Genomic DNA, 20,127 nt, shown 5'->3' on the forward strand with positions numbered 1-20,127 from the left:
CCACCGGCTGCTCGACAACTTTATCGCTGTTTGCTGGCAGTTGAAAACATTAAGTTTTTCCATTTATTGCCGATAGGCAATCAATGGACTTTATCCGCTGCCAACCAGTGAGAATAACAACAGGAACATAATGGTCCGTTAAATGCCTCAAGGAAACAACCGGCGGGGAAAGCTGCGTTTCACAACAGCCTGGCGACCGTGCATCTGGTCTACGCTACAAGACGTTATTCCTGCCCCAAAGGCACGCCATGGATTTACCCTGGTGGAATTGATGCTAACCCTTGCCATCCTCTTTGTCCTGGCTTCGGTTGCCGTCCCCAGCTACCGCCGCCACCTTGACAATCAGGATACGGCTAAAGCGATCATCGACATCCAGCTTATGGAATTTGAAATCTGCAAGTTTGTCGCCGAGAATGACACGTATCCGGACAATCTCGACGATATCGGCATGGCTGGGATTGAGGACCCCTGGGGGAAGCCCTACTGCTATCTCAACATGGCAACCGCCACTGTCGGCCAAATGCGCAAGGACCACTTCATGGTCCCGGTCAACAGTGACTACGACCTCTACAGCATGGGAAAGGATGGCACAAGTGCCTCGCCATTCACCGCCGCGATAAGCCAGGATGACATTGTCAGGGCCAATAACGGTTCCTATATCGGCCTGGTTGCGGAATATTGAGACAAAAACGTCGGGAACACCATAACAAACTCGTCCCCCTGATCAGCGGGAAAGCAGCAAACAACGACCATGGTCCAAGTCACGTTTCAGAAAATCTTCCTCCACAGTAAAGTTGCCCGGCGCGTCTATGCGCAGTTCATCCTGTGCGCCTTGATTCCCATCGTCCTTATGGCGACCATTTCCTATTTTTCGGTTTCCAAACAACTTGTCCAGCAGAGCGAAAAACAACTCCATCTGGCCAGCAAGATAGCGGTGATGACCATCTTCGAACGGCTCATTACCATGGAACAGGAACTACAAAGACTGGCCAGCCAAGAATTGGGCCACCACCAGACACTGTCTCGTGCGTTTATCGAAAAGCATCTCCCAAAATCCCAACATTTCAAAGCGGTCAGGCTCCTCTCTGGTTCCATGGCGGAAATCAGTCTGTCAACCGACAGTGAGCAAATGAAGAGCTTGCAAGGCGGCAAATCCCTGCTGCTAACCATGGCTGAGTCCACCATTCTGCCAGCTGGCATCCATCTTTTGGTCCCCCTGAGTTCTGATTCTTCTGACAGCGGCTTCCTGGCTGGAGAGCTCAACCCCGATTGTCTCTGGGAGGAAAACCGACAGCAATGGCTAAATGACGTTCAGCTCTCTGTTTTCGACCAGACCAATCGACAACTGATCTTCACCTCTTTCAACGAGTCACACCCCTTCCCTCACCTGGCGGCCAATACAACTCGCCACGCAACAATGCAGCCTTTTGAATGGCAGGTAGACGGCAAAATCTATCTGGCCTGCGCCCGACCACTCTTTCTGCAGGGCAATTTCCAGGGTTCACAGTGGACGCTGGTTTTAAGCGAAAGCAAAGCAAGCTTTGCTGACACAATCAGCAGTTTCCAGAACACCTTCCCCCAGACTATTGCCATAACCATGCTGGTGGTGCTGCTGTTCAGCACTACCCAGATTCGCAGGAAACTGGGGCCGCTTGCTGAGCTCAAAGAGGGCATGAAAAAAATAACCACCCAGAGCTTCAACCAGCGGGTGGAGATCCACACCGGAGATGAATTTGAGGAACTGGCCGACTCGTTCAATGACATGCTAACCCGCTTGGACAACCATTTTATCACCATGAAAACCAGGGATATGATCGACCGGGAAATTCTTTCAACCATGGATACCGACAAGATCGCCGCCATTGTCATCAGTCACCTTGACCGACTGGGGAGTGGTGAATATGTCGGCCTGGCGCTGCAGGATTTTCCTGAGCCGGAGATCATCAGCTCGTATCTTGGACGCCATGGCAAACAAAGTAAAAGGACCATCGCCTCGGCTACCATTCCCATGGCAGACAAATTGCTGTTCAGCAATCATCGCCATGGACTTTTTGTCCATGCCGGTAAATGCCCGGACTATTTCAACCCTCTTTTTGCCCGCGGCGTCATCTCCCTTTTGATTACTCCAATCATGATCAAAGAAAAGTTCGCCGGACTCATTTTTCTTACCTACCGGACATACCTGATCCACCATCCCGATGATCAGCTTCTGGTTCAGCAATTTGCTGATCAGCTGGCGGTAGGCCTTGAGAATGCCCGACTGGTAGAGGATCTACAACAGTTGAACTGGGGAACGCTGACTGCTCTGGCCAAAACCGTTGACGCCAAATCACCCTGGACTGCAGGTCATTCGGAGCGGGTCACCCGCCTGGCAGTTACCACTGCCAAAGCCATGAATCTGCCCCCGACAGACATTGAAACCATCCACCGCAGCGCCCTGCTCCACGATATCGGCAAAATAGGAATTCCGCTGACTATCCTGGACAAACCAGGCAGATTGACCTACGAGGAATATAAAATCATCTGCAGGCATCCCCAAGTGGGTAAGATGATTCTCGAACCAATATCCTTTTACCGGCAGGCGGCAACAATTATTGAGCAGCACCATGAACACTTTGACGGCAAAGGATATCCAGGCGGTCTCTCAGGAGAAGAGATCGTCTTGGGAGCGCGGATTATTGCCGTTGCCGATGTTTTTGATTCCTGCATTTCAGATCGACCCTATCGTCCGGGGATGGATTTTGCCCAGGTAGTCGATATTATCTCAAATGGTTCAGGAAGCCAGTTTGATCCCCAGGTCGTCGACGCCTTCCTGCAGATAGTGGCCTCCTCTCCCGATCGTTTCGCAAAAAACAGTGCAGAGCCGGAAAGGCTTTTCAGCAACTACCAAAATCGACTTGCTTCTTGAGCGGCTAAACTGGTAATAAAATTCTGCTAGAAAAACAAACCATTGGATAGAGCAAATAGCGATGAAAAAAATAATTGCCAGCTTGCTAATGATACTCTGCTTTTGCGGCTGCCAGTTTGGTGGTTCGGTTGACCTGCCCCCGGACCTGCTGGGAACCTGGGGAACTGAGAGCCCGAAATACGCCGACCGTTTTCTCACACTGGAAACGGATGTGATCAGTTTTGGCATTGGCGGTGGTGAAGTTAACCGGTATGCCATTACCCAAGTCAAAGCGAAGGAACAGGGAAACCACGTAACCGATTATATCATTCACTACAAAAATGAAGATAACGATGGTTTTATCTTTGCGTTCACCTACGATACAGCCCATCATGGCAATCTCATAATAAGAAATCAACCGGGCATCTGGACAAGAGTGCCGGACGCTCCCAGTCTGCGGGAACATGACTGATGTGCAGTCCGATCCACCTCGGAGATCCTTATGAATGAAAAACGTTATTTCAAACGGGTAACTTTTCTCACTGAAGTTCAGGTATTGTGTGATGATCAGACACTACCAGGTGAGTTGCTGGATATCTCCCTTAAAGGGGCTCTGCTAAGGATCACAACTCCTGGACCACTGGCCATTGGCACATTGGCAACCGTCTGCATCTACCTTCCCCCTTCCGACATCACCATCCGCGCTGAAGCCCAGGTGGTCCACCGTCGGGAAAACGATTTCGGCTTTACCTTCACCGGCATTGATGCCGAAGCCATGGGACACCTGCGGCGGCTGATGGAATTGAACACCGGCAACAGCGAAGAGATAACCAGTGAACTGCCCTTTTTGCTTAAAAAATAGCCGCCGTCAACCATCCGGCAACCTTCTTCACTCCTGCTTGATGAAGAGGATGAAAGGAACACTACCATCATGAAGTGCCATGAAGTTGATTACCAGATAATAGGCAATGATATCCAACTGGTGGAGATCGAGCTGGACCCCGGCGAAACGGTCATTGCGGAAGCGGGAGCCATGAACTACATGGATGACGGCATCTCCTTCAGCGCCAAAATGGGGGACGGCTCCAAACCTGACGCCGGTTTTTTCGGCAAACTGATGGGTGCCGGCATCCGGGCGGTAACCGGGGAAACAGTGTTCCTCACCCATTTCACCAACAACGGCAGCGGTAAAAAACAGGTGGCCTTTTCGGCGCCCTATCCGGGGAAAATCATTCCGATCAATATGGCAAACATCAACGGGGAACTTTTCTGCCAGAAAGATGCCTTTTTGTGTGCCGCCCTGGGAACCGAAGTGGGTATTGCGTTTACCAAACGGCTGGGAACCGGCTTTTTCGGCGGGGAAGGATTCATTCTCCAGCGTCTGCGTGGCGACGGCATGGCTTTTATTCATGCCGGCGGCACGGTGATCACCAAGCAACTTGACAACCAGAAGATCATGGTGGATACCGGCTGCATCGTTGCCTTTACCGGCAATATCGATTATGATGTCCAGCGGGCCGGCAGCCTCAAATCGATGTTTTTCGGCGGCGAGGGCATGTTCCTCGCCACCCTGAGCGGTACCGGCACCGTCCTGCTCCAGAGCCTGCCCTTCTCGCGTCTCGCCGATCGGATTATCGCCCATGCCCCGGCGGCTGGCGGCAGCCGGAAAGGCGAAGGATCGGTACTGGGCAGCCTGGGAAATCTCATTGACGGCCGATAGTAAAAAAAGGAACTAGCATGGACAGCAACCTCTTTCTCACCGTTTTCGGCACTGTCTTTCTGGCGGAGTTGGGCGATAAAACGCAGTTGGCAACCCTGCTGTTTGCTGCTGATCAGCAGGTCAACAAATGGCTCGTTTTTTTCAGCGCTTCCCTGGCCTTGATCTGCACCTCCGCCCTTGGCGTCGCCGCCGGCGGCCTGATCTCCCGCCATGTGGCCGAAAAACAGCTGGCCATCCTGGCCGGCTGTGGATTTATCATCATCGGCATCTGGACTCTGCGGAAAGCTTTTTGACACAGCAGGCAGGGGGCACACCCTTGGGGAACAACGCTTTTCCCGGCAGCCATACTGCGCTAGCATGCTTCTATCAACAACTTCACGACACCAACTCACATTGACAGCTTGATTATGGAAAACTCATTAGTTGAAAAACTGCAGGACGAAATTGGCACGGTCAGCTGGCCCTGGCTGAAACCCCATGGTGAACGGGACGCCCTGTTTCTCATTGACCCGCAGATGGATTTGCTTGATGTTGCCGTACATATTGCCGAAGATCGGGTTGAGCAGGTTCGTCACTGGCTGGAAACCGGCAAAATAATCCGGCCGGACACCAAACAGATGGACGCCTGGGAAACGGCAAACACCATGTTTTCCTGCCTTATTGTCAAACCTTTTGTCCTCATACAACTCCCATCTTAGGAAGCACCATGCATGACTCAGCCTTACATCCCCGGAGGCCAGCCTTTGTAAATTCACGCCCCCGGCCACCAGCGGGGACACCCCCCAGACATCATGGGGATACCTCAACCTCTTCATGAAAAAGCTTTTACAACAACCATCGGCATTGGCAATGATCGCCGTCTGCAGCCTGCTGGTTTCCGGCCTGGCACCCTATGATCGGATGGTCTGGCTGTTGGAGGTCTTTCCCATTCTCATCGGCCTGCCGGTTCTCCTGTGCACCTATGGCCATTTTCGCTTTACCAATCTGGTTTACCTCCTGTTATTGATTCATGCAATCATTCTCATGATTGGCGGCCATTATTCCTATGCCCGGGTCCCGGCCGGCCTTTGGTTCCAGGATCTTTTTCATCTAAGCCGCAACCATTTTGACCGCCTCGGCCATCTGGCCCAGGGATTTATCCCGGCAATGGTGACCAGGGAGATACTCCTGCGCCGGTCGCCGCTGGTTGCCGGAAAATGGCTGAGTGGCATTGTGCTGGCCATCTGTCTGGCCATCAGCGCCAGCTATGAGTTTATTGAGTGGTGGGTTGCCCTGCTTGGCGGCTACCAGGCCGAAGAGTTTCTCGCCACCCAGGGAGATGTATGGGATACCCAGTGGGATATGTTTCTTGCCCTGGTGGGCGCCGCCATCGCCCTGCTAACCCTGAGCCGCTACCACGATCATCAGTTGCAAAAACATGACTACCGCTGATTCTCTTTTCCGCAGCTGGCGATCATTCTTCCTGCCGGGAAGTCTCTTGTGGGTGGCCGCCTTGGGCAGCCTGCGGATCAAATTTCTGGCAACCAGAATCCCGCTGACCGATCCCCTGCTGCCGGTGGCGGTCCTGGCCGTTGGCGTCCTGCTTGGCTGGCGTTTCAACCGCAGCCGGGTGGTTTTTGCCCTTCTGCTCCTGGCGCTGGCCGACCGTCTGCTCCGTCATTACGGCGGTAGTTCCAGCATCTCTTCAGGGCCGGGGCAGGTAGTCTACCAAAGCATCGCCCTCTTTCTGCCCCTGAACCTGGCTTTGATTGCCCTGATGGAGGAACGGGGACTGTTCAACTGGCGGGGCATCACCAGAATACTGCTGATTCTTGTCCAGCCACTGCTGCTTGCCGGCATCGTTCACCATCGGCCCGCCCTCCTGCTGGATATCTACCACTTCTCTTTCAGTAACCAGCCCCTCCTGCTGCGGCTGCCGTTGCCACAACCTGCCACAGTTACTATTGTGCTAAGCTTCACGATTCTTTTCGGCCGCTGGTGGTGGCGACGGGGAGCTATGGAAAGCGGCTTTTTCTGGGTCCTACCCATAAGTATAACTGCCCTGACCATGGTTCAACCGGGGCCGGAAACCACTTTTTTCTTTGCCATCGCCGGCCTGACACTGACCATTGCAGTCATCGAATCATCGCACTTCATGGCCTATCGTGATGAGCTGACCAAGCTGCCGGCCCGCCGGGCTCTCAATGAGCACCTACTGCAACTGGGCAGCCGTTATGCCCTGGCCATGGTGGATATCGACTTTTTCAAAAAATTCAACGACCGCTACGGCCATGACGTGGGCGATCAAGTCTTGCGGATGGTTGCCACCCGGCTCTCCCGAACAGGGGGCGGCGGCAAGGCTTTTCGCTACGGCGGCGAAGAGTTTACCATCCTTTTTCCCGGCCGCACCGCTGATGAGGCCATGCCGTTTCTCGAACAGCTGCGGCAGGAGATTGCCGATACCGGATTCAGTGTCCGCAATCGTCCGCGCCCCAGGAAAAAACCGCCCAAACCCCGGCAACGGGAAAAAGCAGTAAAAAAGGTGTCCCTGACCGTCAGCATCGGGATCGGCGAACCTGACGACCGTCACCCGACCCCTGGTCAGGCCTTGAAGCGGGCCGACCAAGCACTGTACCGTGCCAAAAAAGCCGGCCGCAACCGAATCATCAAGTAAGGTGCGGTACAGACATGGACGATTATCACTCCTTTACTAAAAGCATCCCATATTGTATTATGGCGGCAACAATTCTTTCCCTGGAGTAAAAAACAGGACAACACCATCCATGAGCAACAGCACTACCATCGATACCCGACCCCTGCCATCTCGCGTCCACCGGCTTGAGGTCAACGGCAAAACCATCTACCTGGTGGGCACTGCCCACGTCTCCAAGGAGAGTGTTCAGGACGTCCATGATACCGTCAGCGCGGTCAAACCGGAGGCTATCTGCATTGAGCTGTGCGAATCCCGCAGACAGGCCATAACCCGCAGAGATGCCTGGCAGCAGATGGATATTATCAAGGTAGTCAGGGAAAAAAAATCACTCTTCCTCCTCGCCCAGCTGATTTTGACCTCTTTCTACCGGAAAATCGGCGAACAGCTCGGGGTTCAGCCGGGAGCTGAAATGATTGCCGGCATGGAACTGGCGAAACAGACCGGAGCGATACTGGTTCTTGCCGACCGCAACATCGAGATCACCCTGAAAAGAGTCTGGGGTTACCTCAACCTCTGGAACAGAATGAAAATGATCGGCCATCTGCTTTTCAGCCTGCTGGCCACTGAGGAGATTGGCTCTGACCTTATCGAGGAGATGAAAGAACAGGACCAGTTGGAACATGTGCTGGAAGAACTGAGTAACTCGTTTCCCGAAGTCAAGAAGCGGCTCATTGACGAGCGGGATATCTACCTGGCACAAAAGATCAGGGAAGCACCCGGCCAGGTGGTGGTGGCGGTGGTCGGCGCCGGTCACGTCCCCGGCATCAAAAAGTACATTACCACCGAGCACTCCCTTGAGCCACTGATGACCATGCCGCCCACGTCACCTCTGCTGCCGCTGATCAAATGGGCCATCCCGGTGACCGTCATGGCCATGCTGATCGGCGGCTTTTTCAAAAGCGGCAGCGAACATTCACTACAGTCAATCTATATCTGGGTGATGGTTAACGGCGTGCTGGCCGGGATCGGCGCAGCCCTGGCCCTGGGACACCCCCTCACCATCCTCTCTTCCGTGGTGGCCGCCCCCATCACCAGCCTGAACCCCATGATTGCCGCCGGCTGGGTTTCAGGTCTCGTCCAGGCGTACGTGAAAAAACCAACGGTGGCCGACCTGGAAGATCTGCCGAACGCCATCTCCACGGTCAAAGGTTTCTGGTTCAACCCCGCCTGCCGCGTCCTGCTGGTGGTTGTCCTGGCCAATCTGGGCAGTTCCCTGGGAACCTTCATTTCCGGCAGCTGGATTGCCGCCCGGCTGTTTTAACCACAGTCCCTGGAGAAATGAGATGAACATTCTGGTTACCGGCGGCGCCGGATACATCGGCAGTCACACCTGCCTCGAACTGCTGAACGCCGGCCATCAAGTCATGGTGGTTGACAACCTGTGCAACAGCAAGGAAGCCTCGCTTCTCCGGGTGCAGGAGCTAACCGGCAAAAAGCTGCACTTCCACCAGGTTGACCTGCTTGACCAAAAGTCCTTGGACGCGGTCTTTGCCAGCCAACCCATTGAGGCGGTCATCCATTTTGCCGGACTGAAAGCGGTGGGCGAATCGGTGGCCATGCCCTTGCGCTACTACCACAACAATATCACCGGCACCATCAACCTGTGCGAGGTGATGACCAGACATCGGGTCAACAAGCTGGTTTTCAGCTCTTCGGCCACCGTCTATGGCGATCCCCATACGGTGCCGATCAGGGAAGACTTCCCCGTCGGTGCCACGAACCCCTATGGGCGGACGAAACTGATGATCGAAGAGATCCTGCGGGATCTGCAGCGGGCGAACGACGCCTGGCACATATCCCTGCTGCGCTATTTCAATCCGGTGGGCGCTCACGAAAGCGGCCGCATCGGCGAAGATCCTAATGGCATCCCCAACAATCTGCTGCCCTATATTTCCCAGGTTGCCGTGGGGAAACTGCAAAAACTTTCAGTCTTCGGCAGCGACTATCCCACCCCTGACGGCACCGGTATCCGTGATTACATCCATGTGGTGGATCTGGCAGTCGGCCACCTCCGGGCCCTGGAAGCAATGACCACAACACCTGGCGTGGCTACCTATAACCTTGGCACCGGCCGGGGGTACAGTGTTCTGGAGATGGTTGCCGCCTTTGAACAGTCATCGGGACGACGGATCCCCTACCAAATCACCGGCCGGCGACCGGGAGACATTGCCTCCTGCTACGCCGACCCTTCCCTGGCAGAGAGGAAACTTCACTGGACCGCTGAGCGGGACATTGCCACAATGACTGCCGATGCCTGGCGCTGGCAGCAGCAGAATCCGGATGGTTATGTCTAGCAGCCGGAATATTTTCGCCGATCTGCCGGGAGCAGTGAAAACTGAGTTTTTTGAAAATCTCCTGACAACTAAAAACTTTCGTATTGAGCGCATCATATCCCATGGCCAGGCGTCACCCAAAGATTTCTGGTATGACCAGGATCATCAGGAGTGGGTTCTCCTGCTGGCCGGCAAAGCCCGGCTGCAGCTCGCCGACCAACATGGGGAAATCGAACTTAATCCTGGAGACTACCTGCTCATTTCCGCCCACCAGCGCCACCGGGTAGCCTGGACCGACCCCGGACAACCCACTATCTGGCTGGCGATCCACTATGAATGAGCAGAAAATCCCGTCCCAACGACATCCTGCCCTTGCAATGCCACACGCGATCACGCATTCTCATGGTGACATTTCCACGGTTACTGATGGCAACCAGCTGAGAGGATTAACCCCGACTTTGTGCGCCTGGATGCTCCTTGGTGACCAACACCTCGCAGGCAACCATTAATCTCATTGTTTTGTTCAGGTTTGAAGAAAAAGGAAATATGTGCTAATCTGTATTTTTTATCTCTTTTCAGGATTACCACAGATGGCCGCACCACAACAAACACCCAGTCATGAGCTGTTGGCCGCCCTGATCGACAGTCTGAAAGACCCTTTTCTGTTTGTCGATACCGGGCATATCATCCGTTATATGAATAAGGCCGCCTTGGTACATTTCAGGGATGGTGCCGGGCTCTTGAACCAGTCGCTGCTCAACTGTCACAACGAACGTTCACGAAGCATCATTCTGGCCACCATGGCGGCTTTTGCAGCAGGCGATGAAGAGGAGCGGCTGATCAGTGACAACGACAGAAACCGGCTTTACATGCGGGCGGTCAGGGACAACCAGGGACGTCTGCTGGGCTATTACGAACGCTATGAACCACCCCGCCATCCCCTGGCCAGACCTTTGCAGGCAGAGGAATTGCCATGACCATCGAAATAATCACAGCCAGCCGGCTGGCAGAAAAAATAATCCGCTTCGTCCGCATGTCGTCCGACAATTCACTCCACAACGAATCCGGCGAACCGGCTTGGGGAGCGCCGCTGGTGGGTTTTGCCCGGGGTGATGATCAGCTGTTTGCTCACTTGAAAACCGATATTGGCCCCTTTTACTGGACTCCGGAAGATATTTTCCAGCTCACCTTTCCTGATTTACAGGTCTCGGCCGCCGACCTGGCGGTTGTCTGCTGGATTCTTCCCCAGACGGCGGCAACCAAAGAGGAGCACCGCCAGGCCACCTCCCTGCCTGCTGAACGCTGGAGCCGTTCGCGCCTCTATGGCGAACAGTTTAATGACCTGCTGCGCCGCCAGGTGGTTCTCTGGCTCCAGGAAAGCGTCATTTCAGCCATCGCTCCGCTTCACGCCCCCCAATGGCAGTGGCAGCGGTCGCCCCGCTACGGTCTGGCATCGAATTGGTCGGAACGCCACGCCGCCCATGTTGCCGGTTTGGGAACCTTCGGTCTCAGCGATGGTCTGATTACTCCGGTTGGCAAAGCCATGCGCTGCGGCTCGGTGGTTGCCCTGCTGCCGGTTGAACCGGCCACAAGACCCTATGCCAGCCATGTCGATTACTGTCTCTATTATACCAAGGGAACCTGCGGCGCCTGCATTGACCGCTGCCCGGCAGGGGCCATCAGCAAAAACGGCCATGACAAGGAACGCTGCCTGGCCTATATCAAGGAAACAACCGCACCCTATGCAGAAAACCAGCTGGGGGAACCGGTCAGCAGCTGCGGTCTGTGCCAGGTGAAGATTCCCTGCGAGTCAAAAATTCCGGCCGCCAGCGGCCAAACCCCTTTTGTCAGGAGTCAGCCATGATCAGACACCTTATCTTCCTGACCTTTAAACCGGAGATTCAGGACGCTGATATTGCCGCCATTGAACGGGGACTGGCAGCACTGCCGGCAAAAATCCAGGATATTTCCAGCTTTGAGTTCGGCCGCGATATTGTTCGATCCGAGCGCTCCTGTGATTTTGCCCTGGTTTCCTCCTTTGCTGACCTGGAAGCGTTGAAACGCTACCAGGTTCACCCCGACCATCAGGCCGTCCTTGCCAAGGTGAAAGCCGCCTGCAGTCAGATTCAGGCGGTTGATTATGAATACTGATTTTCCTTAGCGGCACTATCGAATGTTCTTGCCCACCACCTCAGCTGAGGTAGAACGTCTCGGCTGGTCTTCCCTCGATGTCATCCTGATTACCGGTGACACCTATATCGACAGCCCATTTATCGGTGCCGCCGTTATCGGCAAAGTGCTGGTGAATGCCGGATTCCGGGTTGGCATCATCGCCCAGCCGGATATTGATTCCAACCGGGATATCTGCCGGCTGGGAGAACCGGTACTGTTCTGGGGGGTGTCCGGCGGCAGTGTCGATTCCATGGTGGCCAATTATACCGCCAACGGCAGACGCCGACATCAGGATGACCTGACTCCCGGAGGTGAAAACACGCGCCGTCCTGATCGGGCGGTCATTGTCTACACCAATCTCATCCGCCGCCATTACAAAAATACCAGGCCCATTGTGCTGGGGGGAATAGAAGCCAGCCTGCGGCGGCTAGTCCACTATGATTTCTGGTCCAACCGGATCAGAAAATCGATCCTTTTCAACGCCAAGGCTGATCTGCTGGCCTACGGCATGGGGGAGGCAACTATGGTGGCGCTGGCAAAAAGACTGCAAGCAGGGCAGCCGGCAGAGGATCTGCCGGGTCTGTGCTACCGGACCAACATGCCGCCGCCGGCCTATCTGGAACTGCCGGCCTATGATGAGATAACAGACAATCACCAGGCATTCATCGACATGTTTCATCTCTTCTACCGCAACCAGGATCATCTCACCGCCCGTGGCCTCGTACAGCGCCAGGACGACCGCTATCTGGTCCACAATCCGCCGGCGCCGCCCCTCACCCAGCAGGAATTGGACCAGGTCTACAGCCTGGATTTTGAACGGGATATCCATCCCTTTTACCGACAGCAGGGGAAGGTCAGAGCCCTGGAGACCATCCAGTTTTCCCTCACCACTCATCGGGGATGTTATGGTGCCTGCGATTTTTGTGCTATAGCCGTCCACCAGGGACAAACCGTCCACTGGCGCAGCGAAGCTTCGCTGGTGGCGGAAGCACAACAGCTGACCAAGCATCCCCGGTTCAAAGGCATTATTCTCGATGTGGGTGGCCCGACGGCCAACATGTACGGTTTTGAATGCGGCAAAAAGACCACCAAAGGCGTCTGTACTGACAAACGGTGCCTCTACCCATCAGTCTGCGGCCACCTACCGGTACAGCACCAGAGCCAGATCAGGCTGCTGAAAAAACTGCGGCAACTGCCGGGAATCAAACATGTGTTTGTCGCCTCGGGGGTCAGGCACGATCTGGTCCTGGCTGACCAACAAACCGGCATCCTGTATCTGGAAGAACTGGTCAAGCACCATGTCTCCGGTCAGCTGAAGGTTGCGCCGGAGCATTCAGAACCGGAGGTGCTGGCACTGATGGGCAAACCGGAAATTGGCCAATTGCTGACCTTTAAAGATCATTTTGACCGGTTGACCCGCAAGGCGGGGAAAAAACAATTTCTCTCCTATTACCTGATCGCCGCCTATCCGGGCTGCACCACTGACCATATGCACCAGCTCCACACTTTCACCACCAGGCACCTGCACATCAGGCCGGAACAGGTGCAGATATTCACCCCAACACCATCAACCTACGCAAGTCTGATGTACCATACGGAGAAAAATCCTTTTACCGGCAGCAACATTTTTGTGGAAAAAAACCAGGCGGGCAAAATAGGGCAAAAAGAGATTATCACTGGCAATCGACAGCAACAGCAAAAGAGCCGGTCGGCGGCAGCACAAAAAAGGCATTGATTGTTTCGCCAATATCTGTAAGATTGACCAACCAAGATAGGAATCCGCATCATATTACCTTTGCACCACAGAGACTCAGAGAGTAAGGCGACATAGTAACAATATTCTTCCTGTCTTTGCTCTGAGTCCTCTGGGTCTCTGTGGCAACAAAAGAGGATCGTCCATGAAAAACAGCAAAATCTTTCTACCCCTAACAGTTTTCATCGTTATTGCCCTGGGTTTCTTTTTTTCACCTCCGCTCCACCGTGCCGACGCTGCCGATAAACCCCAGGTGGTCTTCACCACCGACATGGGTGAAATCACCATTGAGCTTGATCCTCAGCAGGCACCGCTGACAGTAAGCAATTTTCTCGCCTACGTTGATGCCGGTTTTTTCGACGGCACCATCTTTCATCGGGTCATTCCCGGCTTTGTCATCCAAGGCGGCGGCTTTACTGCTGACATGGTACAAAAACCAACCAGAACACCGATCAAGAATGAAGCCGACAACGGGTTGCGCAACCTGCGCGGCACCCTTTCCATGGCCCGCACCCAGGACCTTCACAGTGCTACCTCACAGTTTTTCATCAACCTGAAGGATAACAAGATGCTTGACCATCGGCCAGGCAATTTCGGCTATGCAGTATTTGGCAGGGTAAGTCAGGGAATGGATGTGGTGGATGCCATCGCCGCCGTTCCGACGGGCAACCATGGCCATTACCAGGACGTCCCCCGTCACCCAGTGCGGATTTTGATGGCCACCAAAAAATGATTCTTTTTTTTGAGCCACAGACACACCCCGACAGAAAAACTGCCTGAGGATAATCGTCCGTGTCTGTCTGTGTGCGTCTGCGGCAAAAGAAATCGTTTGTTTGAGGAGAGAATAACGATGACTGAAGCAACCCTGAGACCGGAAATTACCAGCCGCTACCTGCCCTTTTTCCACCAGGTGATGGCTGCCCACGGTCACCTGATACATTCCGTCTATCTCACCGGCAGTGTTCTGGAAGACGATTTTGACATGAAATGGTCCGATATCACCTCGGTCATTGTCCTCCACCGAATGGAGCTGAATTTCCTTGAGCAGTTGGCCCCGTTGGGGAAAAAATACGGCAAAAAAGGAGTCGCTGCTCCGCTGATCATGACCCCCGCCTACATCACCAGCTCACTGGATGTCTTTCCCCTCGAATTTCTCAACCTGAAACTTTTGCATCATCCCCTCCATGGAGATGGCCTGTTTGCCGGCCTTGAAATCAACCTGGACGACCTGCGACGTCAGTGTGAAAGGGAGTTGAAAGTCAAGCTCATCGGCCTGCGGCAAAGATATCTGTCGGCCGCCGGCGACCGGACAATGCTGAACCAGGGATTCACCAGCTCCTTTGGTGACTACCTGGCTCTTTTCCGGGGCATTGTCACCCTGCACCGGATCATGCCACCACGTTCAACCTCCGAACTGCTGGCCACCCTTCAAGAGGTAAGCGGGGTTGATACCACGGTATTCAGGAATGTTTTTCAGGCAAAAAAGGAGCAGCGCAAACTTTCTTTGGATCAGCTGAACACCCTCTTTGAAGATTACTATCACGCTCTGGAACAGCTGGGAACCCTGGTCGATGAACATCAGATCTAACCTTCGCCGCCTCTTACCGGCTCTGCTGATCTGCTGTTTCTGGCTGCCGGCAACGGTCCAGGCCCTGGTGGTTCCTCCCAGGCCAACAAACTACGTTGTTGACCAGGCAAACCTCATTGATGGAGCCATTGAACAGCAGATCAACGGTTATCTCCGGGAGCTGGAGCAGAAAACCACTGCCCAGATGGTGGTGCTGACCGTCCCCAGCCTCGAAGGTGAAAATCTGGAGGATATCTCCCTCTCTATTGCCCATGATCAATGGAAACTTGGCCAGCAAGGGAAGGACAACGGTGTCCTGCTGCTGGTGTCAGCGGGAGATCATCAATACCGCTTTGAGATCGGTTACGGTCTGGAAGGGGTGCTGCCCGACAGCTTTGTCGGCTCCCTCGGCCGCACCTACCTGGTCCCCCTCTTCCGGCAGGGGGAGTTCGGCAAGGGAATTTATGCCGCGGTACTGGCCACCGCCCGGGAAATTGCCACCGACGCCGGGGTCACGATCACCGGCATGCCCAAGCTTAGGCATCATCCCGGCCAACAGGCACCAGCCCGGCGGAAACAAAGCCTGTTCAGCAAGATCATCTCGCTGTTCTTCTTCGTAATGATGGGGATCCTGTTCATCAGAAACCCCCGGCTTTTTCTGATGCTGCTCCTTTTCTCCTCCATGGGCGGCCGGCGCGGCTCCTGGGGCGGCGGCGGAAGTTTCGGTGGTGGCGGCTTCGGAGGGGGCGGCGGCGGTTTCGGCGGTGGCGGTGCTTCCGGCAGCTGGTAGCAAGAAAGAGAGAGTCTTCGGCAAACAGATTGCCCAAAAAGAGAAGGAAAAACAAACCCATTGATCGTACACATGCTACAAGGAGAGTCCCATGTCCAAACAAATTAAAACCATTCTGATTTTGCTGGCAATTCTTATTGTCATCGGCTTCATGGCTTTCGGCTGGGTGATCAAAGGCTACAACCGAGCTATTGCCCTGGATGAAAACATCAAAGGCCGCTGGGCCCAAGTGGAAAACCAGCTGAAACGACGCTATGATCTTATTCCCAATCTGGTGGAAACGGTTAAAGGCTATGCCACCCATGAGAAGGAGCTGTTTGAAAACATTGCCCAGGCACGGACCAAGTATTTTCAGGCAGGCCCGATCAAGGATAAGGTAGCCGCCGCCAACCAGCTGGAGGGCACCCTCTCCCGACTGCTGCTGCTCCAGGAGCGCTATCCGGAGCTAAAAGCCAACCAGTCCTTTCTCAAACTGCAGGACAGTCTTGAAGGCACCGAAAACCGTATTGCCGTTGAGCGCAAACGCTACAATGAAGCTGTGCAGGGATTGAACACCTATATCCGCACTGTCTTCGGTCGCTTTTTTGCCGGCCTGGCCGGGATTGACAAGGCAACCTACTATGAATTGCCGGAGGGAGAGCAAGCCATCCCGAAGGTAAAATTTGACAGCTGAAGGTTAGAGTAAAGAGCAGGAATAAAAACCGGAACCGGAGCCGCCTTGCCGCGGTTCCGGTTTTTTTATCACCACCATGTCCCCCCGCCCGGTTTCCCGTGAAGCTTATTGGCATATAAAATGTTTTTTGACAAAAACAGGAACACAGATTAACCTCTACCATAAAGTTTTTCCATCCCGACCAGCACAAGGAGACTTTCTTATGGAAAACATCCTGACCACGTTACAGGAACTGCTCACCGTCTACGGGCTCAATCTGATCGCCGCCCTGGCGATTTTCATTATTGGCCGCTGGGCGGCAAAAATCATCAGAAACATCCTTGAAACGCTGATGACCAAAAAGGCTCTGGAACCAACCATAATCTCGTTCACCTGCAATCTGGTTTATACGGCCATCGTTGCCTTTGTGGTCATTGCCGCCATTTCCAAACTTGGGGTCCAGACCACCTCCTTTGTTGCTGTCCTTGGCGCCGCCGGCCTGGCCGTCGGCCTGGCCCTGCAGGGGTCTCTGTCCAACTTTGCCGCCGGCGTTCTGCTGATTATTTTCCGCCCCTTCAAAGCCGGAGACCTCATCGAAGGTGCCGGCAAAACTGGAGCGGTAAAAGAGATCAGTATTTTCACCACTATTCTCACCACTCCGGACAACAAGGTCATTATCATCCCTAACTCAGCTATTATGGGAAATACCATCACCAACTATTCCACGATGCCGACCAGGCGGGTGGACCTGAACATCGGGGTCAGCTACAATGATGATCTGAAAAAAGTACGGCGGGTATTGGAAGATCTGATCAGCAAGGACAGTCGGATATTGAAAGATCCGGCACCTATGATCGCGGTGGGAGAACTGGCCGACAGCAGTGTTAATTTCACTGTCCGCCTGTGGGTTGAAAGCGCTGACTACTGGGGAGTTTATTTTGATACTACTGAAGCAGTCAAGCTACGCTTCGATGAAGAGGGTATTTCCATCCCCTACCCGCAGCAGGACGTCCACATGTATCAGCATCAAGCATAACCGCCAAGCCAAGCTCGGCTGAAGCAATTCAGCCGAGCTTTTTTCATCAATTTCCACCTTGAAACCACCTTGCCGTCAACAACAGGGCTCATCATCTTTCACGTTGGGGGCAACTCCTCCACCCACCTGCCGCGCAGCAATTTTCCTCAGCAGTTATTCAGGCTGTTCTCTCCCTGCCAAGCGGTTGACGACTGCGTTTTTCTCTTCCTGCACCAACAGAGCGCTGACAATCATTTAAGAATGACAGGAAATTGCCGATACCCTTTGTGATGAATGATATTGCAACATTGCAGCCAGCAAGGAGCAGTTATGATTATCACCAACATAGAAGCCATCCCTGGGAAAAAGATCATCGAACATTACGGTCTGGTATCCGGCAGCACCATCCGGGCTAAACATATCGGCCGGGACTTCATGGCCGGTCTGAAAAATATTGTCGGCGGCGAACTGAAAGGCTATACAGAGCTGCTCCAGGAATCACGTAATCAAGCACTGCAGAGGATGCGGGCGGAGGCTGAACAGCTGGGAGCCAACGCGGTCATCAATGTGCGCTTTTCCACCTCATCGGTAGCCCAGGGAGCCGCAGAGCTCTATGTCTACGGGACCGCGATTCGCTATGAATAACTGGAGCATGATATGGCTGACCTGATTATTTTTCTTCTTCTACTGGGGCTGGGCTACGGAGCTGGCAGCTGGGCGGAAAAACGCCACTACCAATTGATCGGGAAGCGGGAAAAGCAGTTTTTGAATCTGCCGGCACTCACCGCTAAAAAGCTGGTGATGGATGAACAACTTGTTGAACGGGCAATCCTGGTAAGCGGCAGCGCGGTTATTTCCATCGACTATTTCAAACGCCTGCTGGCCGGCCTGCGGAATATCTTCGGCGGTACGGTCAAATCCTATGAAAGCCTGATTGACCGCGCCCGGCGTGAAGCCATCCTGCGGATGAAGGAAAATGCTCATGGGGCGTCCATGATTGTCAATGTCCGCATCGAAACCTCAACCATCGGTAAAAATGCCGTCAAGGGCAAGGTCGGCAGCGTTGAGGCTCTCGCATATGGGACGGCCATCACAATGAAACCCTGAATGAAATACCGCCCCAAAATCCTCTCCAGCAATGTCAATATTTCCCCTACCTCACCTTGGAAGGAGTTTCTGCTCCTGGCTGGAGGGCTGTTGGGAATAGCGGTGGTCTTATATCTGGTTCTTGGTTTCGCTGTCGAGTTGCTCGTTCCCCGCCTTTCACCCAAGATTGAACAGGCGCTGGCCAACAACCTGCTCCGCAAACTGCATATCAGCGAAAATGACGCTCCGGAAAAGAATAAAGCCCTGCAAGAACTTCTCGACCGGCTGCAGCAGCATTGTCCAGGCCTGCCATACCACTGTACGATCCGGCTGGCCAGCACACAAAAGGTCAACGCCATTGCCCTGCCCGGCGGCACTATTGTCATCTTTGCCGGCCTGCTGGACACTGTCACTTCGGAAAATGAACTGGCTTTCGTCTTGGCTCACGAGCTGGGGCACTTCAGTCATCGGGATCATTTGCGTGGCATGGGCCGGGGATTGGTGGTCATGACTCTCGGCACCCTACTGCTCGGGACTGACAGTCAAATCAATCAATTGCTTGCCAGCGCTCTGAACTTGACCGAAATGCGTTTTTCCCGCCGGCAGGAAAGTTCAGCCGATCTTTTTGCTCTGGAGGTAGTGCAATCCACCTATGGTCACACCGGCGGTGCCCTGGCCTTTTTTGAAAAACTTGCACTAGGAGACAGAACCCGTTATACTGGTCATTATTTTTCCACCCACCCCCAGCACTCCCAAAGGATTAATGACCTCCAGGATTACTGCTTTCAACAGGGTTTTCAGCAAGGCCCTCTCACCCCACTTCCCGGGACTCTTTCCCGGCCATAACCATGGCCACCCTGACAATTTCTAACCTCAGGTTCCATCATCTGGGACCGTTCAGTTTCCAGATCCCGGCAGGAGAATGCCTGGCAATCTCGGGACCGTCCGGGGCCGGTAAAACACTGATGCTCCGCGCTATCGCCGATCTCGACCCCCACGGCGGCAACGTTACCCTCGACGATTGCGATTGCCAGTCCATCAGCGCGCCCCAATGGCGTACCAGGGTAGCTCTGCTGCCGGCAGAAAGCAGCTGGTGGTATGATTCGGTGGGCGAACACTTCACTGCGGTGAATGAGGAGTATTTTTCCTTTCTGGGGTTCAATTCATCAGTCGTCAGCTGGCCGATCACCCGACTGTCCAGTGGTGAAAGGCAGCGGCTGGCACTGCTGCGGCTGCTGACCAACAATCCTGACGCCTTGCTGCTTGACGAGCCTACCGCCAATCTCGATGGCGAAAATACCCGGCTGGTGGAAAAGCTTCTCTCCCTCTACCAGCAGCAGACGGGAGCATCCATCTTCTGGGTCGCCCATGACCACAGACAGATCAGCCGTATAACCACCATGCATTACCGTTTGGAGGCCGGGGAATTAACCAGAGTGAAAGGTGAAAGGTGAAAGGTGAAAGGTGAAAGGTGAAAGGTGAAAGGTGAAAGGTGAAAGGTGAAAGGTGAAAGGTGAAAG

General features: G+C 54.1%; 25 protein-coding genes. All 25 read left to right on the forward strand.

Annotated features, from left to right (window positions below; translation table 11 throughout):
• Nucleotides 1–142: 142 nt before the first annotated feature.
• A complete protein-coding gene (locus JXO50_04165) occupies nt 143–682 on the forward strand; it encodes a prepilin-type N-terminal cleavage/methylation domain-containing protein (protein MBN2332284.1) in 540 nt (179 codons plus the stop codon).
• 69 nt (nt 683–751) lie between these two features.
• Nucleotides 752–2,908: an HD domain-containing protein gene (locus JXO50_04170; protein ID MBN2332285.1), complete on the forward strand. Its 2,157-nt coding sequence runs from the start codon at nt 752–754 to the stop codon at nt 2,906–2,908.
• 61 nt (nt 2,909–2,969) lie between these two features.
• Nucleotides 2,970–3,359 carry a hypothetical protein gene (locus tag JXO50_04175; protein ID MBN2332286.1) on the forward strand — a complete coding sequence of 130 codons (390 nt, stop codon included), beginning with the start codon at nt 2,970–2,972 and terminating at the stop codon, nt 3,357–3,359.
• A 30-nt stretch (nt 3,360–3,389) separates the two neighbouring features.
• Nucleotides 3,390–3,749, forward strand: coding sequence for a PilZ domain-containing protein (locus JXO50_04180; GenBank protein ID MBN2332287.1), 360 nt, complete (start codon nt 3,390–3,392; stop codon nt 3,747–3,749).
• Nucleotides 3,750–3,818: 69 nt separating this feature from the next.
• Entirely contained in the window at nt 3,819–4,607 is a 789-nt protein-coding gene (locus tag JXO50_04185; protein MBN2332288.1) for a TIGR00266 family protein, read from the forward strand.
• A 17-nt stretch (nt 4,608–4,624) separates the two neighbouring features.
• On the forward strand, nt 4,625–4,900 hold the full coding sequence (locus tag JXO50_04190) for a TMEM165/GDT1 family protein (GenBank protein MBN2332289.1): 276 nt from the start codon (nt 4,625–4,627) through the stop codon (nt 4,898–4,900).
• Between the two features lie 114 nt (nt 4,901–5,014).
• Nucleotides 5,015–5,305, forward strand: coding sequence for a DUF2288 domain-containing protein (locus JXO50_04195; GenBank protein ID MBN2332290.1), 291 nt, complete (start codon nt 5,015–5,017; stop codon nt 5,303–5,305).
• 115 nt (nt 5,306–5,420) lie between these two features.
• Complete coding sequence (locus JXO50_04200) at nt 5,421–6,038, forward strand: DUF2238 domain-containing protein (GenBank protein MBN2332291.1); 618 nt, start codon at nt 5,421–5,423, stop codon at nt 6,036–6,038.
• Nucleotides 6,025–7,260: a GGDEF domain-containing protein gene (locus JXO50_04205; GenBank protein MBN2332292.1), complete on the forward strand. Its 1,236-nt coding sequence runs from the start codon at nt 6,025–6,027 to the stop codon at nt 7,258–7,260. The genes JXO50_04200 and JXO50_04205 overlap by 14 nt, the downstream gene beginning before the upstream one ends.
• A gap of 109 nt (nt 7,261–7,369) precedes the next feature.
• Entirely contained in the window at nt 7,370–8,560 is a 1,191-nt protein-coding gene (locus tag JXO50_04210) for a TraB/GumN family protein (GenBank protein ID MBN2332293.1), read from the forward strand.
• Nucleotides 8,561–8,582: 22 nt separating this feature from the next.
• Complete coding sequence (gene galE / locus JXO50_04215) at nt 8,583–9,593, forward strand: UDP-glucose 4-epimerase GalE (protein MBN2332294.1); 1,011 nt, start codon at nt 8,583–8,585, stop codon at nt 9,591–9,593.
• Nucleotides 9,586–9,912: a cupin domain-containing protein gene (locus JXO50_04220; protein ID MBN2332295.1), complete on the forward strand. Its 327-nt coding sequence runs from the start codon at nt 9,586–9,588 to the stop codon at nt 9,910–9,912. Before galE ends, JXO50_04220 begins: the two co-directional genes overlap by 8 nt.
• A 250-nt stretch (nt 9,913–10,162) precedes the next feature.
• The gene (locus JXO50_04225; GenBank protein MBN2332296.1) at nt 10,163–10,549 is read left to right on the forward strand and encodes a hypothetical protein; all 387 of its coding nucleotides are present in this window, start codon (nt 10,163–10,165) and stop codon (nt 10,547–10,549) included.
• Nucleotides 10,546–11,436: a 4Fe-4S ferredoxin gene (locus JXO50_04230; GenBank protein ID MBN2332297.1), complete on the forward strand. Its 891-nt coding sequence runs from the start codon at nt 10,546–10,548 to the stop codon at nt 11,434–11,436. The genes JXO50_04225 and JXO50_04230 overlap by 4 nt, the downstream gene beginning before the upstream one ends.
• Nucleotides 11,433–11,723: a Dabb family protein gene (locus JXO50_04235; GenBank protein MBN2332298.1), complete on the forward strand. Its 291-nt coding sequence runs from the start codon at nt 11,433–11,435 to the stop codon at nt 11,721–11,723. Before JXO50_04230 ends, JXO50_04235 begins: the two co-directional genes overlap by 4 nt.
• 22 nt (nt 11,724–11,745) lie before the next feature.
• Nucleotides 11,746–13,479 (forward strand): YgiQ family radical SAM protein, encoded by a 1,734-nt coding sequence (locus tag JXO50_04240; protein MBN2332299.1) that lies wholly within the window; start codon nt 11,746–11,748, stop codon nt 13,477–13,479.
• Between the two features lie 163 nt (nt 13,480–13,642).
• Complete coding sequence (locus tag JXO50_04245) at nt 13,643–14,230, forward strand: peptidyl-prolyl cis-trans isomerase (GenBank protein MBN2332300.1); 588 nt, start codon at nt 13,643–13,645, stop codon at nt 14,228–14,230.
• Nucleotides 14,231–14,347: 117 nt separating this feature from the next.
• A complete protein-coding gene (locus JXO50_04250; protein MBN2332301.1) occupies nt 14,348–15,085 on the forward strand; it encodes a hypothetical protein in 738 nt (245 codons plus the stop codon).
• Entirely contained in the window at nt 15,069–15,854 is a 786-nt protein-coding gene (locus JXO50_04255; GenBank protein ID MBN2332302.1) for a TPM domain-containing protein, read from the forward strand. Before JXO50_04250 ends, JXO50_04255 begins: the two co-directional genes overlap by 17 nt.
• A gap of 103 nt (nt 15,855–15,957) precedes the next feature.
• The gene (locus JXO50_04260; protein ID MBN2332303.1) at nt 15,958–16,527 is read left to right on the forward strand and encodes a LemA family protein; all 570 of its coding nucleotides are present in this window, start codon (nt 15,958–15,960) and stop codon (nt 16,525–16,527) included.
• A 202-nt stretch (nt 16,528–16,729) separates the two neighbouring features.
• Nucleotides 16,730–17,542 carry a mechanosensitive ion channel gene (locus JXO50_04265; GenBank protein MBN2332304.1) on the forward strand — a complete coding sequence of 271 codons (813 nt, stop codon included), beginning with the start codon at nt 16,730–16,732 and terminating at the stop codon, nt 17,540–17,542.
• Between the two features lie 309 nt (nt 17,543–17,851).
• Complete coding sequence (locus tag JXO50_04270; GenBank protein ID MBN2332305.1) at nt 17,852–18,166, forward strand: YbjQ family protein; 315 nt, start codon at nt 17,852–17,854, stop codon at nt 18,164–18,166.
• 12 nt (nt 18,167–18,178) lie between these two features.
• A complete protein-coding gene (locus JXO50_04275; protein ID MBN2332306.1) occupies nt 18,179–18,628 on the forward strand; it encodes a heavy metal-binding domain-containing protein in 450 nt (149 codons plus the stop codon).
• The gene (locus JXO50_04280; protein ID MBN2332307.1) at nt 18,629–19,453 is read left to right on the forward strand and encodes a M48 family metallopeptidase; all 825 of its coding nucleotides are present in this window, start codon (nt 18,629–18,631) and stop codon (nt 19,451–19,453) included.
• Nucleotides 19,454–19,455: 2 nt separating this feature from the next.
• Entirely contained in the window at nt 19,456–20,061 is a 606-nt protein-coding gene (locus JXO50_04285; GenBank protein ID MBN2332308.1) for an ATP-binding cassette domain-containing protein, read from the forward strand.
• Nucleotides 20,062–20,127 lie beyond the last annotated feature (66 nt).

The organism is Candidatus Anaeroferrophillus wilburensis, assembly GCA_016934315.1.
Classification (GTDB): domain Bacteria; phylum Desulfobacterota; class Anaeroferrophillalia; order Anaeroferrophillales; family Anaeroferrophillaceae; genus Anaeroferrophillus; species Anaeroferrophillus wilburensis.

Excerpts from the sequence above, each read along its gene's own strand:
- JXO50_04220 (MBN2332295.1), top strand. The coding sequence starts at position 9,586 with ATGTCTAGCAGCCGGAATATTTTCGCCGATCTGCCGGGAGCAGTGAAA.
- JXO50_04175 (MBN2332286.1), top strand. The coding sequence starts at position 2,970 with ATGAAAAAAATAATTGCCAGCTTGCTAATGATACTCTGCTTTTGCGGC.
- JXO50_04240 (MBN2332299.1), top strand. The coding sequence starts at position 11,746 with ATGTTCTTGCCCACCACCTCAGCTGAGGTAGAACGTCTCGGCTGGTCT.
- JXO50_04180 (MBN2332287.1), top strand. The coding sequence starts at position 3,390 with ATGAATGAAAAACGTTATTTCAAACGGGTAACTTTTCTCACTGAAGTT.
- JXO50_04275 (MBN2332306.1), top strand. The coding sequence starts at position 18,179 with ATGGCTGACCTGATTATTTTTCTTCTTCTACTGGGGCTGGGCTACGGA.
- JXO50_04170 (MBN2332285.1), top strand. The coding sequence starts at position 752 with ATGGTCCAAGTCACGTTTCAGAAAATCTTCCTCCACAGTAAAGTTGCC.
- JXO50_04200 (MBN2332291.1), top strand. The coding sequence starts at position 5,421 with ATGAAAAAGCTTTTACAACAACCATCGGCATTGGCAATGATCGCCGTC.
- JXO50_04280 (MBN2332307.1), top strand. The coding sequence starts at position 18,629 with ATGAAATACCGCCCCAAAATCCTCTCCAGCAATGTCAATATTTCCCCT.
- JXO50_04210 (MBN2332293.1), top strand. The coding sequence starts at position 7,370 with ATGAGCAACAGCACTACCATCGATACCCGACCCCTGCCATCTCGCGTC.
- galE (MBN2332294.1), top strand. The coding sequence starts at position 8,583 with ATGAACATTCTGGTTACCGGCGGCGCCGGATACATCGGCAGTCACACC.
- JXO50_04190 (MBN2332289.1), top strand. The coding sequence starts at position 4,625 with ATGGACAGCAACCTCTTTCTCACCGTTTTCGGCACTGTCTTTCTGGCG.
- JXO50_04245 (MBN2332300.1), top strand. The coding sequence starts at position 13,643 with ATGAAAAACAGCAAAATCTTTCTACCCCTAACAGTTTTCATCGTTATT.
- JXO50_04270 (MBN2332305.1), top strand. The coding sequence starts at position 17,852 with ATGATTATCACCAACATAGAAGCCATCCCTGGGAAAAAGATCATCGAA.
- JXO50_04165 (MBN2332284.1), top strand. The coding sequence starts at position 143 with ATGCCTCAAGGAAACAACCGGCGGGGAAAGCTGCGTTTCACAACAGCC.
- JXO50_04255 (MBN2332302.1), top strand. The coding sequence starts at position 15,069 with ATGAACATCAGATCTAACCTTCGCCGCCTCTTACCGGCTCTGCTGATC.
- JXO50_04250 (MBN2332301.1), top strand. The coding sequence starts at position 14,348 with ATGACTGAAGCAACCCTGAGACCGGAAATTACCAGCCGCTACCTGCCC.
- JXO50_04230 (MBN2332297.1), top strand. The coding sequence starts at position 10,546 with ATGACCATCGAAATAATCACAGCCAGCCGGCTGGCAGAAAAAATAATC.
- JXO50_04265 (MBN2332304.1), top strand. The coding sequence starts at position 16,730 with ATGGAAAACATCCTGACCACGTTACAGGAACTGCTCACCGTCTACGGG.
- JXO50_04195 (MBN2332290.1), top strand. The coding sequence starts at position 5,015 with ATGGAAAACTCATTAGTTGAAAAACTGCAGGACGAAATTGGCACGGTC.
- JXO50_04205 (MBN2332292.1), top strand. The coding sequence starts at position 6,025 with ATGACTACCGCTGATTCTCTTTTCCGCAGCTGGCGATCATTCTTCCTG.
- JXO50_04235 (MBN2332298.1), top strand. The coding sequence starts at position 11,433 with ATGATCAGACACCTTATCTTCCTGACCTTTAAACCGGAGATTCAGGAC.
- JXO50_04225 (MBN2332296.1), top strand. The coding sequence starts at position 10,163 with ATGGCCGCACCACAACAAACACCCAGTCATGAGCTGTTGGCCGCCCTG.
- JXO50_04185 (MBN2332288.1), top strand. The coding sequence starts at position 3,819 with ATGAAGTGCCATGAAGTTGATTACCAGATAATAGGCAATGATATCCAA.
- JXO50_04285 (MBN2332308.1), top strand. The coding sequence starts at position 19,456 with ATGGCCACCCTGACAATTTCTAACCTCAGGTTCCATCATCTGGGACCG.